10 protein-coding genes are annotated in these 18,041 nt (G+C 46.0%); 5 read left to right on the forward strand and 5 right to left on the reverse strand.

The annotated features are described in order from the left end of the window. The first annotated feature begins 622 nt into the window (after window positions 1-622). Entirely contained in the window at window positions 623-2,266 is a 1,644-nt protein-coding gene (locus TOL9009_RS38745) for a cellulase family glycosylhydrolase (RefSeq protein WP_242055589.1), read from the forward strand. 179 nt (window positions 2,267-2,445) lie between these two features. On the opposite strand, the gene TOL9009_RS0109885 is transcribed toward TOL9009_RS38745, so the two are convergent. The 5 genes from TOL9009_RS0109885 to rpsT form a co-directional block, all read right to left on the reverse strand. Then, entirely contained in the window at window positions 2,446-6,573 is a 4,128-nt protein-coding gene (locus TOL9009_RS0109885; RefSeq protein WP_029632660.1) for a DNA-directed RNA polymerase subunit beta'', read from the reverse strand. Between the two features lie 155 nt (window positions 6,574-6,728). Continuing rightward, the gene (locus tag TOL9009_RS0109890; protein ID WP_029632661.1) at window positions 6,729-8,606 is read right to left on the reverse strand and encodes a DNA-directed RNA polymerase subunit gamma; all 1,878 of its coding nucleotides are present in this window, start codon (window positions 8,604-8,606) and stop codon (window positions 6,729-6,731) included. A 176-nt stretch (window positions 8,607-8,782) separates the two neighbouring features. Continuing rightward, entirely contained in the window at window positions 8,783-12,082 is a 3,300-nt protein-coding gene (rpoB, locus tag TOL9009_RS0109895) for a DNA-directed RNA polymerase subunit beta (protein ID WP_029632662.1), read from the reverse strand. Window positions 12,083-13,037: 955 nt separating this feature from the next. Beyond that, entirely contained in the window at window positions 13,038-13,823 is a 786-nt protein-coding gene (locus TOL9009_RS0109910) for a TatD family hydrolase (RefSeq protein ID WP_029632664.1), read from the reverse strand. Window positions 13,824-13,889: 66 nt separating this feature from the next. Further along, window positions 13,890-14,183 (reverse strand): 30S ribosomal protein S20, encoded by a 294-nt coding sequence (gene rpsT, locus TOL9009_RS0109915; RefSeq protein WP_029632665.1) that lies wholly within the window; start codon window positions 14,181-14,183, stop codon window positions 13,890-13,892. A gap of 635 nt (window positions 14,184-14,818) precedes the next feature. Between rpsT and hisD the strand changes: the two genes are divergently transcribed. The 4 genes from hisD (at window position 14,819) to TOL9009_RS47110 (ending at window position 17,865) form a co-directional block, all read left to right on the forward strand. Then, a complete protein-coding gene (gene hisD / locus TOL9009_RS0109920) occupies window positions 14,819-16,120 on the forward strand; it encodes a histidinol dehydrogenase (RefSeq protein ID WP_029632666.1) in 1,302 nt (433 codons plus the stop codon). Between the two features lie 250 nt (window positions 16,121-16,370). After that, complete coding sequence (locus TOL9009_RS0109925) at window positions 16,371-16,796, forward strand: universal stress protein (RefSeq protein ID WP_029632667.1); 426 nt, start codon at window positions 16,371-16,373, stop codon at window positions 16,794-16,796. Between the two features lie 31 nt (window positions 16,797-16,827). After that, window positions 16,828-17,424: a Uma2 family endonuclease gene (locus TOL9009_RS0109930; protein WP_029632668.1), complete on the forward strand. Its 597-nt coding sequence runs from the start codon at window positions 16,828-16,830 to the stop codon at window positions 17,422-17,424. 300 nt (window positions 17,425-17,724) lie between these two features. Further along, window positions 17,725-17,865, forward strand: a complete 141-nt coding sequence (locus tag TOL9009_RS47110; protein WP_186227525.1) for a hypothetical protein — start codon at window positions 17,725-17,727, stop codon at window positions 17,863-17,865. Window positions 17,866-18,041 lie beyond the last annotated feature (176 nt).

Below are 18,041 nucleotides of genomic sequence, written 5' to 3' on the forward strand. Positions count from 1 at the left end.
AATCAAGACCTGATGTTACAAAAGTATTACTACTTACGAAAATATTCTGTCTTTTTTTTGTGAGCAAAAAATTACTCTTTAGCTATTTATTCATTAGGACTTACGCATTGACATAGGAGTAAAAATTAATTATGCGTTGCCCGAAATCCTTGTAGAGACGTTCCGACGGAACGTCTTTACGTCTTTTCTACCAGATGTCTATTGACATAAATTTGATCGTATGAATAAACGCTGGTGGAGGTTTGAGCGTTGGTGCTACCATCTTGTGCTTACGCATTGACATAAATTTGATCGTATGAATAAACCCTTACTTGATTTGCATTGCTCAGAAGTTAACTATGAATGAGCTTTCGTTCTGTATTTAGAATGGGTGTAAGCACGATCAAATTATGCAGTTTTAGAATAGAGATGGAAAAAATTGCCACTATTGTGGTCAATTTAATCAAGAAGACTGAGTTTAGTGCCCTGATGCACGTAAGTGTCTCAAAGTAAAGTGCGTAAGTCCTATTCATGTAAAAATATGTATAAGCGCTACACCCGTTTTCATAAACGCGGTAAATTGAGGCTTTACAAGCAATTACTTATATTTTTAATAACTTTAATAATTTTCCTGGGGGGGATTTTGACAAAATTGCCCTTATCTATTGAGTCAAATATGGCGATCGCGTCCTCCCGTGCCGAAGGTATCGCGTCCTCCCGTGCCGAAGGTATCGCGTCCTCCCGTGCCGCAGGTATCGCGTCCTCGCGTGCCGCAGGTATCGCGTCCTCGCGTGCCGTTTTAGCAGCGTCTCCGACAGGAGAAGGCATCGGTGCTAAAACAATACAACTACCACTTTCCACTCGTGGTGGTAAAATCGTTGATGCCAAAGGTAAAAGGGTTTTACTTAAAGGTGTCAATTGGTTTGGTATAGAAACAAACACACACGCTCCTCATGGGTTGTGGAAGCGAGATTATAAAGAAATGCTGGCGCAGATTAAACAGCTCGGTTACAACTTCATTCGCTTACCTTATTCTGTGCAAGCATTGCGAAGTAGTAATGTAAGTGGGATTGATTTTAACATTGGCAGCAATAAAGAACTCGAAGCCAAAACGCCTTTGGAGGTAATGGACTTAATTATTCAAGAGTGCGATCGCCAGGGATTATTAATTCTACTTGACAGCCACCGCCTCAATGATGAACGTATTCCCGAATTGTGGTATGGGGATGGCTTTAGCGAAGCTGATTGGATTAATACGTGGATCAAGTTAGCAATTAGATATAAAAATCAAGCTAACGTCATCGGTGCAGACCTAAAAAATGAACCTCACGGCAAAGCTAGCTGGGGTACTAACAAAATACTCACTGACTGGCGACTTGCCGCAGAACGTGTAGGCAATGCTATTCTCAATGTTAACCCCAACTGGCTGATTGTAGTCCAAGGGGTAGAAAATAATGTTCCTGGTCAAAAGCTCAAGAATTATTGGCACGGAGGCAACCTAGAAGGCGTCAAAGACTACCCAGTAAGGTTATCTCGTCGTGACAAGCTAGTTTATTCAGCGCACGAGTACGGTCCTGGGGTGTATAACCAGCCCTATTTTTCTCAAAAGAACTTTCCCAAAAATTTGAGCGATACCCTTGGCAGGCGATTACGCGAACGCTGGCAAACAGGATTTTACTATATTTCTAGGCAGAATATTGCCCCAATACTAATTGGCGAATTTGGTGGTCGGCTTTCAGATACAATTTCCCCTGAAGGAATTTGGCAAACCAAGTTTGTAAAATACATCCGTGAGAAAAAGTTGAGCTTTGCTTACTGGAGTTGGAATCCAAATAGTGCTGATACCGGCGGTATCCTGAAAGACGATTGGCAAAGTGTTGATATACCAAAACAGCAATTACTATCCCAATTGCTTGATGTAGAGACGCGAAATTTCGCGTCTCTACCTCGTCTGATCGCGTCTCGACCTCCATCCGTCCAATTGAAAGCTCATAGTGATATTTACTCAAATTGGGAAACGGGATTTTGTGTCAGCTTCAAAATTAAGAATTCTAGTAGTAGCAAGGTTGATAATTGGCAGTTGAAATTTCAGATGAAACAAGCTGCCATCAATAATTCTTGGAACGCTAATTTCAAACAACGAGATTTCGAGTTTACTGCGACTCCTTTAGATTGGGGAAGGATAATTGAACCTAATCAAGTTAGAGATATCGGCTTTTGTGCTAACAAACAAGGAAACGATTATCAACCAACACAAATAGAAATAAAAAACTCCACCCCCAATTAAATTAAGTTTTTGGGCATGGGGAATGGGGCAATGGGCATGGGGCATGGGGCATAGGGCATGGGGCATGGAAAGAATCGTATTTAGGGCTTGCACTTGCTTTATTGAATTTCTTTAATTGTCAATGCCCATTGCCCATTGCCCATTGCCCCATTCCCCATGCCCATTAGCCCAACTTTCTTTTAGATTTCCTCGTCGAAATCGTCCTCTTCTTCGTCTTCCTCGTCTTCCTCGAAATCATCTTCCTCAACAAGGTCGTTGACTTCATCAGCAATCATCAACTCATCCTCATCATCTAAGATTGACGGTGGCTCTTTACGTCTGGCGCCAAATCCGGATTCTGCAAGACCAGGAGAATCCAAATTGTAAGCGCGAGCTGTGCGATCGTCTAACACCATATCCATTGGGTCATCGGCTTCATCCAAGACACTAGTGTTCTCTACGCTTCCATAGTCTTCAACTATACCCGTCTCTTCATAGGCGTTATACCCAGTACCGGCAGGAATCAATCGACCGATAATCACGTTTTCTTTCAAACCGCGCAACCAGTCAGACTTACCTTCAATTGCCGCTTCTGTCAAGACCCGCGTTGTTTCTTGGAATGATGCAGCGGAGATGAAGCTGTCGGTATTTAATGATGCTTTGGTAATCCCCAATAATACTGGGGTATATTGCGCCCTGGCACCACCGGTGATTGACATCGCTTCATTCACCTGCTCAATTTGCCGCAGTTCTACCAACTCTCCGGGTAACATGGTTGTGTCACCACCATCATCTACGCGCACCTTGGCGGTCATCTGGCGCACAATCACTTCAATGTGCTTGTCGGCAATATCAATACCTTGAGATTGATACACCATCTGCACTTCATTCACCAAGAAAGTCTGTACCTTCTGCAAGGCAAGAGAAGCACAAGCATATATCCCGTCCTCAGAACCAAGACTAAAGAATACCTCCAAAATTTCGTGCGGATTGGCAGGACCATCACTTAACGGCTCCCCTGCTGCCACCATCGCTCCATCTGTCAGCACCAAATTTTGTCCAGGTCCTAAGGGGTAATCAGTGACAACACCATTTGGTTCAACGACTTTAGCGGCGATCGCTTCATCACCATCACCATATACCACCTTTACTTCCCCTGCTCGTTTTGCCAAAATACAAGCTTCTTTTGGCTTACGCGCTTCTAGCAGTTCCTCAATTCTTGGCAAACCTTGAATAATGTCTCCAGTCTTGGCGCGTTCAAACACCAACAACACCAAATTATCACCCCGTTGCACTAAATCCCCATCTTCTATTTGTAATACCGCACCCGGTGAGACTCGATAAGGACGACCAATGCGAATGGACAGAGTGTAAGAGGGGGAAGGGGCAAGGGAGGAGGCAGGGGAGGCAGGGGAGGCAGGGGAGGCAGGGGAGGCAGGGGAAGAGAGGAGGTTTGCTCCCTTATCTGCCTCATCCCCCACTCCCTTCTTCACATCCAGGACTTGCCCAGACAAGGGAGCAAATACACCTGGGGCAATTTCTGAACCCTCTACCAACAAGTCGCCCTTTTTCACCTTCGGCGCAGTGGCAGTGTTCACCGTCACCACGTCCGTGTGACGCAACACCAAACAGCGACGGACTGTTTCGCTTCCTTTCTGCACTCCCCGAACAATACCCCCCTCTTTACAGAGAATTTGGGTACGGGCAACTACAGCACCAGGAGCGATGGTTTGCAATGCTTCTACTTCTAAACTGGTAGTTGTGCTACCTTGAGTTGCATCGGCGGTAATGTCGCGACGCACGATCAAGGATTCCAAAATCACCAATTGCAAACGAGAAGTTTCCGAACCTTCACCATCACTCAACAACTCAATATCTGCTGCTAATGGGGAAGCGTTGTGGTCGGCATCACCTTCAGTCTCAATTTCCAAGACTAGTTGCGTCCGCAGCAACTCGACACCTTCCACCGACTTAACCCGTTCAGAATCTTTATAAGGCAGTCGTTGCACGGCACGCAACTCAATACTGCGTCCGGTTTGTTGACTAACTGATGTTGTTGAGGGTACATCTGGAGTATTCGGCACGGCGAACTCATCCACCGGACGACTCAACAGGGCTGGACCTTCTGGGGATTCTATATATTGGATGTAGCGCAATTCGCTGACGACTTGCCCCAATAATTCATTACCGGGTTGAACAAAGGTATTATCTAGCCCGATGACGGTTTCTGGGTCGTCCACCATTAGGAGTTCTCCGGGCTTAATGACGACTTCTCTCAAGATGTCGTTTTTCTGGGTGACTTCAACGACGCCGTTGTTTTGACAGAATATATCTTTAACAACTTCGGTGCCAGCCTCCACATACTGACCGTCTTCCACCATCAGCAGGGATATATCTTTATTTACTTCATGGGTTTCTTCGGGAATCCACAATAATGTGCCTCCCTGGACTACCTCATAACCCAGCTTTGCTTTGCCTTTTTTCTGGACTTCCACACCGGCGTATTTCAGCAAGCCACCTGTGTTGGTGCGATAGCGATCGTCAATTAACTCGGCTACCACTTGACCATTCTGCACCTTTGTGCCTGGAGTTGCCCGCAAGTTAAAGACTTGGTTGTGAGTAGTGGAAATCAGGTAATTATTGCGACCTTGGGAACTTTGCACCGTCACGGTTGCTTGGTCTAAAACCACACTAGCGGTGATAATCTCAATTTCCCTAGTACTCTTACCCACTTGGGCTTCGGGTAAGCGGACTATACCACCATGTAAGGTAGTTAACTTGGTTTCTGCCAAGACGCCGTTTGTTTCAATGGCATCACCATTATTCACCACCAATTCGGCTCCTGGTGGCAAGTTATATACTTCCCCAGACAAAATCCAAATCAAACCACCACGGGCTGCTGTGGTGGTTGTGTTGCCCTGACGGTCTGTTTTTTGTTCTGGTACCACTTCGGCAAACTGCACTTCTCCTGCCAAATCTGAGGCGACATCTTTGACGGCTTTCTCGGTATTTGCACGAGTTGTCCTGCCACCTAATGCTACCTCTGCCAGCAACTGACCTTGCTTGACTTGCTGTCCATCCACTATATATAGTGTGGAACCTTGAGTCACGGCAATTTCAATTAGTGAAGAACTTTTTCCCTTATCGGCACCTTCTAGGGTTATGACACCGTTTGCCTCCACAAACAGCGAATCTTCCCCGTGTCGAGTGCGATATGCTCTGGTTTTCAGCTTGCGGGGCAGACGAATGATACCATCTTTTTCGGCACGGACTTGTTTTGCCACTTCCCCGGTGAATACACCACCAGTGTGGAAAGTCCGCATTGTTAGCTGGGTACCGGGTTCGCCGATACTTTGAGCGGCAATAATACCTACTGCTTCACCCAAATCTACCATCTTGGCGTGTGCTAAACTCCAGCCATAACAGTGTTGGCAAACCGAACGTGCTGCTTCACAAGTTAAAGGCGATCGCACTACCACCGATTGCACACCGCTTTTTTGAATTTCCTGAGCTAATTCGTTACTAATTGGGGTGTTGCGGGGGGCAATAACTTTTTTAGTGGTGGGATGAATTACATCTTCCCCCACTACCCGTCCCATCAAGCGGGTGCCGATGGGAATCAGAACTTTGCCACCTTCTGTCATTGACCCTAGAGTGAGTCCCCGCGATGTGCCGCAGTCAAATTCGCGGATAATTACATCTTGGGATACATCCACCAAACGTCTGGTTAAATATCCAGAGTCGGCAGTACGTAGCGCGGTATCTACCAACCCCTTGCGGGCGCCATAAGAAGAAATAATATATTCAGTAACAGTCAATCCTTCGCGGAAGTTGGTTTTGATGGGCAAGTCGATAATTTCCCCTTGGGGATCTGCCATCAATCCGCGCATCCCCACCAATTGGCGCACCTGGGAGATGTTACCCCGCGCACCAGAAAACGCCATCATATATACTGAGTTGAGCGGGTTAGTACTCTTAAAGTGCTTCACCACTTCATCTTTGAGCGCTTCTGATGTACTATTCCAAGTATCAATTACTTTTTGGAAACGCTCAACTTCCGTAATTTCACCCCGTTGATAGCGTTCTTCAGTGGAGCGAATTTCTTCTTCTGCGGCTTCGAGGAGCGATCGCTTGCTAGGCGGCACCATCAAGTCATCTACACTAATGGAAACCCCGGCTTTGGTGGCATAGCGAAAGCCTAAATCTTTTAACTTATCCGCCATCACCGCCGTCCGCGCCGTGCCACAATTGGTGAACGCCCAAGAAATTAAATTTCTCAGTTGACCCTTGTCAACAATGCGATTGCGAAAAATTAGTTTTTCTGTCATTAGTTAGTTGTTGGTTGATAGTTGTTGGTTGATAATTGTTGGTTGATAGTTGATAGGGGAAAAGTTGATAAGGGAAAAGTTGATAGGGGAAAAGTTGACCACCAACCACTAACCACTAACAACTATCCACTAACCACTAACCACTAACAACTCCTCTAACTTGCCAGCGCTTCTTGGATCGCTTTGTTATAAATAACGCGACCGGCAGTTGTGCGTAGATATTGAGAAATCAAATTCCCTTCCTTGTCTTGTCTGACACGACGGAATTTATACAGCAACGTCTTACTGCCATCAGTGTTTTCTTCTACTTTCACAGGTTCGGTATCCGGCACATCGGTTTCTACTTCACCATCAAATCGCACAAATACATAGGCGTGCAGGTCAATTTGCTTCTGCTCATAAGCCATAATCGCGTCATCCAAGGAAGCAAAGTATTTTCCTGCTCCCTTTGTCGCATCGGGGTTTTCCGCTGTCAAATAATACGCCCCCAATACCATGTCTTGGCTGGGTGTAATAATTGGCTTACCAGTTGCCGGCGACAATATATTGTTAGAGGCAAGCATCAACAACCGCGCTTCTGCTTGCGATTCCAACGACAACGGCACATGTACTGCCATTTGGTCGCCGTCGAAGTCGGCGTTAAATGCCGGACACACCAATGGATGCAACTGAATTGCTCTACCGTCTACCAAAATCGGCTCAAATGCTTGAATGCCTAAGCGGTGCAGTGTCGGTGCCCGATTTAACATCACCGGATGCCCTTCAATCACTTCTTCTAACACGTCCCATACACTGGGGTCGTTGCGAGAAATCAACTTTTTGGCGGCTTTGATGTTATTCACCATGCCACTGCGAATCAAGCGATTAATCACAAAGGGCTGAAATAGCTCAATTGCCATTTCTCTGGGCAACCCACATTGATGGATTTGCAACTTTGGTCCGACGACAATGACACTCCGACCGGAATAATCAACCCGCTTACCCAACAAATTCTGCCGAAACCGTCCCTGCTTACCTTCAATAATGTCCGAGAGGGACTTCAGGGGTCGGTTATTTGCCCCCACCACTGTCCGTCCCCGACGCCCATTGTCAATCAAAGCATCCACTGCTTCTTGCAGCATCCGCTTCTCGTTGCGGACAATAATCTCTGGTGCTAAAATCTCTTGCAACCTTGCCAAACGGTTGTTGCGGTTAATCACCCGACGATACAAATCATTCAAATCGCTGGTGGCAAACCGTCCCCCATCCAACTGCACCATTGGGCGCAAATCTGGCGGAATCACCGGAATTACTGCCATTACCATCCACTGAGGCAATGAACCAGTGGCAATAAAGTTGTCAATCACCCGCAACCGCTTAATCAGCTTCGCTCGTTTTTGTCCCTTAGCGGTGCCAATTTCTTCCCGCAAATTTTCCGCTTCTTGTTCCAAGTTGATATCAGCCAGCAACCGCAACAGCGCTTCTGCCCCAATTCCCACCTCCACACCTTGAAGTTGGGAATCTTCGGCATAAATTTGGTCTTCAATTTCCAGCCACTGGTCTTCACTCAGCAACTGTTTATAAGTCAATGTTTCGGCGTTACCCTTGCTGAGAACAACATAAGAGTTGAAATAAACAATCTGCTCCACATCCCGCAAAGGCATATCCAGCAAAATCGAAATGTAACTGGGGATACCCTTGAGATACCAAACATGTGCCACCGGTGCTGCCAGTTTGATGAAACCCATGCGGTGCCGCCGCACTCGCGATTCCGTCACCTCCACCCCACAGCGTTCGCAAACAATACCGCGATGGCGCACTCGCTTATATTTACCACAATGGCATTCCCAATCCTTCGCCGGTCCAAAGATGCGCTCACAAAAAAGCCCATCCATCTCCGGCTTCAAGGTCCGATAATTAATCGTCTCCGGCTTCGTGACTTCACCCACCACCTGACCATTGGGCAGAGTCCGCTCTCCCCAAGTCCGAATTCGTTCCGGGGAAGCCAAGCCGATTTTTACATAGTCAAACTGATTAGTTTGTGCGTTTCTCATCTATAAAATGATGGTTGTTGGTTGATATTTGTTAGTTGATAGTGGTTGGTTGTTGGGGGAAAAGTTGATAGTTGATAGGGGAAAAGTTGATAGGGGAAAAGTTGATAGTTGATAGTAGAATAACCAACAACCAACCACCAACCACCAACAACTATCCACTATCCACCATCAACTATTTATTCCTCCTCTTCCATCGAATCCCGCGATAGAGATTCGTAAGTCGGACGCGGGGGAGTGCGACGGTTTCCTTGGTCTGCCATCAAATCAACTTCTACATCCAATGAACTACCATCTGCTTGGGTTTCCACTTTATGCACCGCTATGTCTAATCCCAATGATTGCAATTCTCGCATCAATACCTTAAACGATTCAGGAGTACCCGGTCGCGGAATTGACTTGCCTTTAACGATCGCATTCAATGCCTCGTTTCTGCCTTGCATATCGTCGGATTTCACGGTCAGCAATTCTTGCAATGTATAAGCAGCACCAAATGCCTCCAGTGCCCATACTTCCATTTCTCCAAACCGCTGACCACCTTGTTGTGCTTTACCACCCAAGGGCTGCTGTGTCACCAACGAGTATGGACCGGTGGAACGGGCGTGAATTTTATCATCCACCAAATGCACCAGTTTCAACATATAAGCCACACCAATCGTCACCGCCCGATCAAATGGTTCACCAGTCCGACCGTCATATACCATAATCTTGCCGGGATTATCTGGGTTATACACCCAGTCCTTACCCGTCTCATCTCGCGCTTCTTGCAACTTCCCATGCACAATCCGCCGCGATTCCTCCGGACCATACATCTCATCAAAGGGTGTAATCTTAAACCGTACCCCCAAGGTGTGACCAGCCCAGCCTAACAAACACTCAAACACCTGCCCCACATTCATCCGGCTCGGCACACCCAAGGGATTCAACACAATATCTACACAAGACCCATCGGGCAGATAAGGCATATCCTCCAATGGGAGGATGCGGGAAATAATTCCCTTATTCCCGTGCCGCCCCGCCATCTTGTCGCCGACTTGAATTTTTCGCTTCTGTGCCACATACACCCGCACCACCATATTCGCCCCTGGTGGCAATTCGTCGCCCTGTTCCCGCGTAAACAGCCGCACGTCAACCACGCGACCCTTCTCACCATTGGGCACCCGCAAGGAATTATCCCGCACATCCCGCGCCTTCTCTCCAAAAATTGCCCGCAGCAACTTTTCTTCCGGTGGTTGGTCAGATTCACCCTTGGGCGTCACTTTCCCCACTAATATATCCCCCGCATCTACCCAGGCTCCAATGCGGATAATTCCTTGCTCATCGAGCGATCGCAGGGCATCTTCCCCCACGTTGGGTATTTCTCTGGTGATTTCCTCTGGTCCTAGCTTCGTCTGTCTTGCCTCAATTTCATATTTCTCAATGTGAACCGAGGTATAAACATCCTCCTGCACCAACCGCTCGGATATCAAAATCGCATCCTCGTAGTTGTAGCCCTCCCAAGGCATATAAGCAACCACAATATTCTGCCCCAGCGCCAATTCCCCCCCCTCAGTAGAAGAACCATCCGCCAAAACTTGACCAGCTAACACCTTCTCCCCCATCCGCACCAACGGCTTTTGGTTCAAACAAGTGTCTTGGTTAGAACGTTGATACTTAGAAACCTTATATTTAAGTTCGTTTTGGGTGCCTTTGGTACGGACGCGAATTTCCGTCGCATCCACATACACCACATCCCCATCAGTGCGGGACACAACCACCATCCCAGAGTCACGAGCCGCTTGTGCCTCCAAACCAGTCCCCACCAAAGGACGCTCTGGTTTCAACAACGGCACCGCTTGCCGTTGCATGTTCGACCCCATCAGCGCTCGGTTGGCGTCGTCATGCTCCAAAAAGGGAATCATGGATGTGGCAACCGACACAATCTGCACTGGCGAAACTGCTACATAGTCAACTTGCTCAGGTGTCGTCGTTGCCCAATCTTGGCGATAACGCACCGGCACCGAAGGACCAATAATGTAACCATTTTCATCCACCGGGATGTCCCCCGTCGCCGTCCGCAAATCGTCTTCTTCGTCAGCCGTCATATATACAGGCTGCACATCAAACCGCACCTTGCCGTTTTCTACCGGACGAAATGGCGTTTCTAAGAATCCATATTGATTCACCCGCGCATGAGTCGCCAAAGAACCAATCAAACCGGCATTGGGACCTTCTGGTGTCTCAATTGGGCAAATCCGTCCGTAGTGGGATGGGTGAATATCTCGCACCGCAAAACCAGCACGCTCCCTAGTTAACCCCCCAGGACCAAGTGCCGACAAACGCCGTTTGTGGGTCAGTTCCGCCAAAGGATTGGTTTGATCCATAAACTGCGACAACTGGGAAGAACCAAAGAATTCCTTAATTGCCGCCACCAACGGTTTCGGGTTCACCAAAGATGCTGGTGTCAAAACCTCCGCATCACTCACCGTCATCCGTTCGCGAATAATCCGCTCCAACCGATTTAAACCCACCCGCACTTGGTTTTGCAGCAACTCGCCCACACTTCTGACTCGGCGATTTCCCAAGTGGTCGATGTCGTCGGTGTTACCAATATCAAATTCCAGATTGATTAAATAATCCACCGCCGCGAGAATATCCACACTCGTCAACACACGAGTGGTATCCGGAACTTGCAAACGTAACTTTTTATTAAGTTTGTAGCGTCCCACCCGACCCAAGTCGTAACGCTTGGCATCAAAAAAGCGCGAATCCAGCAACTGCTGTCCGCCCAACACCGTGGGTGGTTCACCCGGACGCAGCTTGCGATACAACTCCATCAAGGCGTCTTCTTCGGAAAACTGCCCTTCTTTTTCAATAGTTTTCTGGAAATATTCCGGGTGACGCAACGCATCAAATATTTCATTATCCGACAACGAGAGCGCCTTCAACAGCACCTGCGCCGACAATTTGCGAGTTTTGTCAATGCGTACCCAAACCAAGTCATTACGGTCGGTTTCAAACTTCAGCCACGCCCCCCGATTGGGGATTAAACTAGCTGAGTAAGTGCGGCGTCCGTTTTTGTCGATTTCCGACTTGTAGTATACCCCAGGAGAGCGGACGATTTGATTGACAATTACCCGTTCGGCGCCGTTGATAATGAAAGTTCCGCGATCGGTCATCAGGGGCAAATCGCCGATGAAGACCTCTTGCTCCTTAATTTCGCCAGTTTCTTTGTTAATTAACCTTGTCGGCACATACATTTGCACCGCATAACTACTATCCCGCCGTTTAGCTTCTTCTACACTATATTTAGGCTGCTTCAGTCTGTAGTTGTTACCCAAAAAGTGCAGTTCTAATTTGCCGGTGTAGTCTGTAATTGGGCTAAAGGAGTTCAGTTCTTCTATTAACCCTTCTTCTAGAAACCAGCGAAAGCTTGAACGCTGGATTTCAATTAAGTCGGGTAATAAAAAGGCGGGTTCCATATATGTTTCTTTAGTCATGCCTCTACCTTTATCAATTGTGAATTATCGCTCGTACACTACACTCCGCAGCGTTCGCGCTTGCGTTTTTACAGACAAGAAGGTTATCATCGAAGCGCCGATGTCCGTATTGGAAACTTATTTTTATATGACTTGACTAGCTACAAATGCCGGCAATTAAAGCTTTAACAGAGGCAATGCGGTGAGGCAGTACGGTATAAGTGCCGTAGTGATTTTGACTACCCCTGTGGCTAGCGCCAATGGTTAAAGTCAATTACGGCAAAAATCGTGCCCCTATCGCCAAGATTGGAATTGCAGATGAAACATATGTTGTTGATTTTTATTTGCACATCCTCACTTCCAGTTCCATTAAACTGGGTCAATTAGCGCACGAATGCGCTGTACACTGCTATGTGTTTTATACGCGCACAGCCTTTTTCAACTCAGGGTGATGTTTAAAGACTGAAGCAACGCTCCGCTTTTATCAGATCTAATCAGTATGGCTTTATCTTGTTGGGTATTAATCACAAGTCAATTAACGGCTAACAATTTTTATAGGTTAAATACAAAACTGCTTTGTTGGACAAAATTTTAGCTTTAAGGTAGTTGTTTTTGCCGGACGGTCATGTATTTTTCGCATCCGCATGTAGAGAGAGGAGGATGGAGAGACGCGAGGAACATCGCGTCTGTACAATCTTTGATGAAGCGTGAAACTTCACTTCCGCTAATTTTTAGTTCCTTCCTTAACCATTATGGCGCAAAAAAGATATTTTGGAGGCAATAATATTAGCATATTTTTGCGCTCCTCTATTTTTATTTTTTGGCGATTTAGGTGAGCCACTGCGTTGGGTATTTTCCGCTTCGGAGCGTTTTGGGGGGGAAGAGTAATGAACATTAATCTGCCGCCGCCAAGCGTGCATGTGGCGTTTCCGTGTCTTGTGGCTTCATTTATTGTGATGTATCCGGCTCACTTGGTCTAGAGTACCAACCCAAATAGTTTACAGGCATTCTCAGTAGTTTGAGTAGCGATCGCTTCTAAAGTTTCCCCACGCAACCGAGCTATAGCTTCTGCTACATAACGGACGTAAGCTGGCTCATTGCGCTTTTCGCCTCGTTTCGGAACCGGCGCTAGGAAAGGACAGTCCGTCTCAATTAACAGGCGATCTGACTTCACCAAAACAGCTGATTGTTGAATGTCTATGGCGTTTTTGAAGGTGACGGTGCCACTAAAGCTCATATAAAAGCCCAAGTCGAGAAACCATTGAACTTCTTGCGGTTTTCCACCCCAGCAGTGCATGACGCCTCGGATACTGTCTCCTTTAAGATTCCTCCATTTTTGCAATATTTCTCTTAGTTCTGATGCAGCATTCCGGCAGTGGATAATCACTGGTAAGTTAAGTAACGAAGCGATCGCTAGTTGAGCTTCAAACACCATCAGTTGTTGATCGTAGTTATCTGCTTTATAAAAATCCAGCCCTATTTCTCCGATTGCTACCACTTTGGCATCAGAGCTAGCCAAAGATAATATTTCCTTTTCTGTTTGGCTATTCCATTTATCAGCATCTAAAGGATGTAAACCTACAGCAAAGCTGATTTCGGGGAACTGGTGAGCGATCGCTTGAATGCTGGAAAACTCTGATGGATCGACGCACGAATGTACTAGACGTACTACACCTGCTTCTTGCCATCGCGATCGCACTGCCGCTAAATCCGGTTGAAAAAGGTCAAAATTGAGATGAACATGGGAATCAATCAGCTGCATCGTTTGTCGTTTGTCCTTCTTCAAAGCATGAGTCCTGATGACGAGTCAACTCATGACTGTTAAGAGTTATGCTGATACGGTAGAGCTTTGTAGTTTTTTCGCCAATTTTGACTTTTTCCTCGCTCCGTTGTTGGGATGAAGTACACCCCGCTTTACAGCTTTGTCGATTTTGCTGTACGCCTCCGACATCCGATCATCTACTTCTTTCTTTAATTCTGAGCTAGGATTAGCTGCATAGGTTGCTACAGCTAAAATGTATTTCTTCATCAGCGTTTTTACGGCTGATTTGTAAGCTTTGTTACGCAAGCGATTGCGTTCTGCGATATTGGCGCGTTTCAGAGCAGACTTTGTATTCGCCACTGTCAATCCCAAAAATACTATTATTTATGTACACACACTACTAGGCTTACTAATATAGCATCTTTCTTGCCAATGTCATAACTCGGACAAAAAATATCATAACTAAATTTTGCATTTCTATTTTCATTTTTACGGTAAACAGAAAAAAATACGTTAAATCACCTTTTTTGGATATGACGACAACTAAAGAAATAAGTTAAAATTAGGTACTACAGTAAATAGGGACTTCTCGCTACATGTTACCAAGCGGGACGACGAAGAAGTGAAAATGTGTGGCTATTGACAAGGATGTATGAACGGTTAAAGTTTAGTAGTCCAAATGTAGAGACACGATATGTCGCGTATCTACACAATGTTAGCTCATAAAAGAGAAAATAGACAAAAATTATACTCAAAGCTTACCTAAATTCTCGAAAAAAGGTAGGATGTTCAAACAAAACACCTCCACCGTTTGAGGTTAGAAAGCATAAGTCGCTATTCTTAACAACCCAAGTGCGCTTTTCGCATTGGGAGTATCAAAAAAATCCAGGTTAAGCTAGAGAAGAGAATTAGACTAAGCTTTGCGCCTAATTAGGTAAAGGGCAAAACTGATTCTCGGCGGGAATATTCGTTAATTTTGGCACCCTCCTTACTCCATGCTGCGAATTATTACTCAGCAGGCAGACGTCAGAGCAGAACTGCAACGTATCTGCGATCGCACCGATAATGAACAGGTGCATCACAAAGAAGCAACCGTGCGGGAAGTGTTACAAGCAGTGAAGCGCCAAGGCGACAAAGCTGTATTGCATTACACTGCCGAATTTGACCACCAAACCCTTAAGCCTGAAGAACTGCGCGTTTCCGGTTCCGAACTGGATACAGCTTACCAACAGGTGTCAAAGGACTTGCTAGAGGCAATTCGGCTCGCATGCCGACAAATTGAAGCGTTTCATCGTCAGCGAGTACCGAAAAGCTGGGTACACTTTGGCGACGATGATGTAGTACTGGGTAAGCGCTACACTCCTGTAGACCGAGCGGGATTATATGTTCCTGGTGGTCGAGCGGCTTATCCCAGTACGGTACTGATGAATGCTATCCCAGCGAAGGTGGCTAATGTCCCCCGTGTGGTGATCGTAACGCCACCGGGAGCGCAAAAAGCGATTAACCCAGCAGTTTTGGTAGCTGCCCAAGAAGCTGGGGTACAAGAAATTTATCGTGTCGGAGGCGCCCAGGCGATCGCCGCTTTAGCCTACGGTACAGAAACGATTCCCAAAGTAAATGTGATTACAGGTCCAGGTAACATTTATGTCACCCTAGCAAAAAAACTCGTATACGGTACTGTGGGCATTGATTCTTTAGCAGGACCGAGTGAAGTGCTAATTATTGCCGATGAAACCGCAAATCCCGTACATGTGGCGGCGGATTTGTTGGCACAAGCCGAACACGACCCGATGGCAGCAGCAATATTGTTAACAACGGATACAAGTTTAGCGAAGAATGTGCAAGTCGCTGTGGAAAGACAGTTAATAGATCACCCACGACGAATAGACACAGAAAAAGCGATCGCTCACTATGGCTTAATCGTCGTTGTCGAATCTCTGGAAGCCGCAGCCCAATTCTCGAATGAGTTTGCCCCGGAACACTTAGAATTACAAGTCGAAGATCCTTGGGCATTAATTCAACATATTCGCCATGCAGGGGCAATCTTCTTAGGGCATTTTACACCAGAAGCTGTGGGAGACTATTTAGCTGGACCAAATCACACTTTGCCTACTTCTGGCGCTGCTCATTATGCTTCGGCATTGGGTGTGGAAACTTTCTTGAAACATTCGAGTATCATCCAATACTCCGAAACCGCCCTGAAAAAAGTGGCTGGCGCAATTGACTTACTAGCCACAGCAGAAGGCTTGCCTTCTCATGCTGATTCAGTTAGACGCCGAGTTCAACAAGACGAATAATTACAAATTCTTAATTTTTTCTTAAACTTTTGGCAAAAGTTACCTAGTGGCTACAAACTAAAAGTTTAAACGACAGTCGCAAGCCAGATGTTACAACGGAGGGCAACCTCCGAAGTACAGCTTAAAGATGCTGTTAAGCGGGGCGTAGCTTCCACGACAAAGGCACGTCCTTAGCTACTGTGTTGGTATAACCGCCAACACGTAAAGCAGGTAATAATGTCAAAATGTCTACCTTGAGGAAACTACAGCGGTGCTAAATACTATTTTGGTAGCTCTGGACGGTTCAGAAATTGCAGAACGTGAAATTCAGACTTTACAGGAATTGGTGCTGCTAAAAGAAAGCAAAATAATTCTCTGTCATGTGTTTCCCACCCCAGAGTCGGAAATGGAACTATCGGCAGATCGTCCTCAAGGAGAGTCACCAACAGTTTCTTATTTTCATGTCGAAAAACAACTGCAATCCTACCAGGAACAGTTGCCAGTCAAGAGTGAATTAGAATTAGTAACCGGCGATCCGGCAGAAGAAATTATTCGTCTTGCCAATATTTACCAAGCTGACTTGATTATTATTGGCAGTCGTGGGTTAACTGGGATGAAGCGAATTGTTCAGGGTTCAGTTAGCAGTCAAGTCATGGAAGAGTCGCCTTGCTCAGTGTTGGTGGTAAAGCCGAATTAAAATTAGGTTTAAGGGCAAATGTGATAATGCCATGACTACAACTCCAGCAGTCACTAAACGACTTACCTTTGAAGAGTATCTAGCTTATGATGATGGTACTGATACACGCTACGAATTGGTTGATGGAGAACTAATTCCCATGAGTCTGGGAAGTGGGCAACATGGGGGGGTAACAGAATTTATCAATGTTTGCTTTCGTGAAGAAATTATCCGATTAAAGTTAGACTGGACATCTAAACAAATGGTTGTTGGTGTTCGTTCTCCCCGCGCTGGCAGATGGGATACATCGAGAATTCCCGATGTAGTTGTGCTTTCGTTACCGCAGTGGCGAGAATTGAGAAACCGAGAAGCAGTAATTGAACTTAATGAACCACCTCCCTTACTTGTGGTGGAAGTTGTGAGCGAGTCTACGAAAACCGTAGATTATCGAGCCAAGCGAGTTGAGTATAATATTTTAAATATTCCAGAATATTGGATTGTCGATTTATTAACTAACAAACTAACCGTTTTCACATTAATTGAAGAATTATACGAACCAGCAGAATTTTTTGGTAGCGAGCAAATTCAATCTCAAATCTTTCCAGAATTAAAGTTAACTGTTGAGCAAGTTTTAACAGCCGAAGATTAGAGAACAGATTTCAATACTTATTACCCAACGACTAAAGTCGCGGCTAAACAAACGAAGTCCACCTTCGTGGACTAATAGACATAAGAGGATGTTTGAAAAGTCCTCTTGTTGGTAGCAAAACGTTTTAGATCCCCCTAAATCCCCCTTTTTAAGGGGGACTTTAATTCCGGTTCCCCCCTTTTTAAGGGGGGTTAGGCAGGGTGGTTTCATACAAAGAAAGAAAAAACTTTGTGTAGTTGATTAGAGAGGGCGCGTTGTGCTTGAGGAATAGTTCGGAAACCGAGTTTGCGGGCGATCGTAATGAAAAAGTTGTGTAAAATAGACCAATTGACAGGAGCATTGCCACCACGACGTGGTGGAAAGTCTTCTTGGAATGGTCACATCTCGAACCCAATGCAGTCGATTTTCGATGCCCCAATGCCCTTGAATGTCACAAAGTAACTGTTGAGCTTCGAGATATTGACTACATATATAGAATTGACGCTCGTAGGATGGCTGACCATTGCGCTCACCCTGACGCTCGACAACCACAAAAGTTTTGAGTCCAGACCATTTTTTTGAAGTTGTTCGGGGGCAGCAAAAACCTTACACTCACGTTGGACTTTTCGTGAATGAAC

It is taken from the genome of [Scytonema hofmanni] UTEX 2349 (genome assembly GCF_000582685.1).
In the GTDB taxonomy this organism is placed as follows: domain Bacteria; phylum Cyanobacteriota; class Cyanobacteriia; order Cyanobacteriales; family Nostocaceae; genus Hassallia; species Hassallia hofmanni.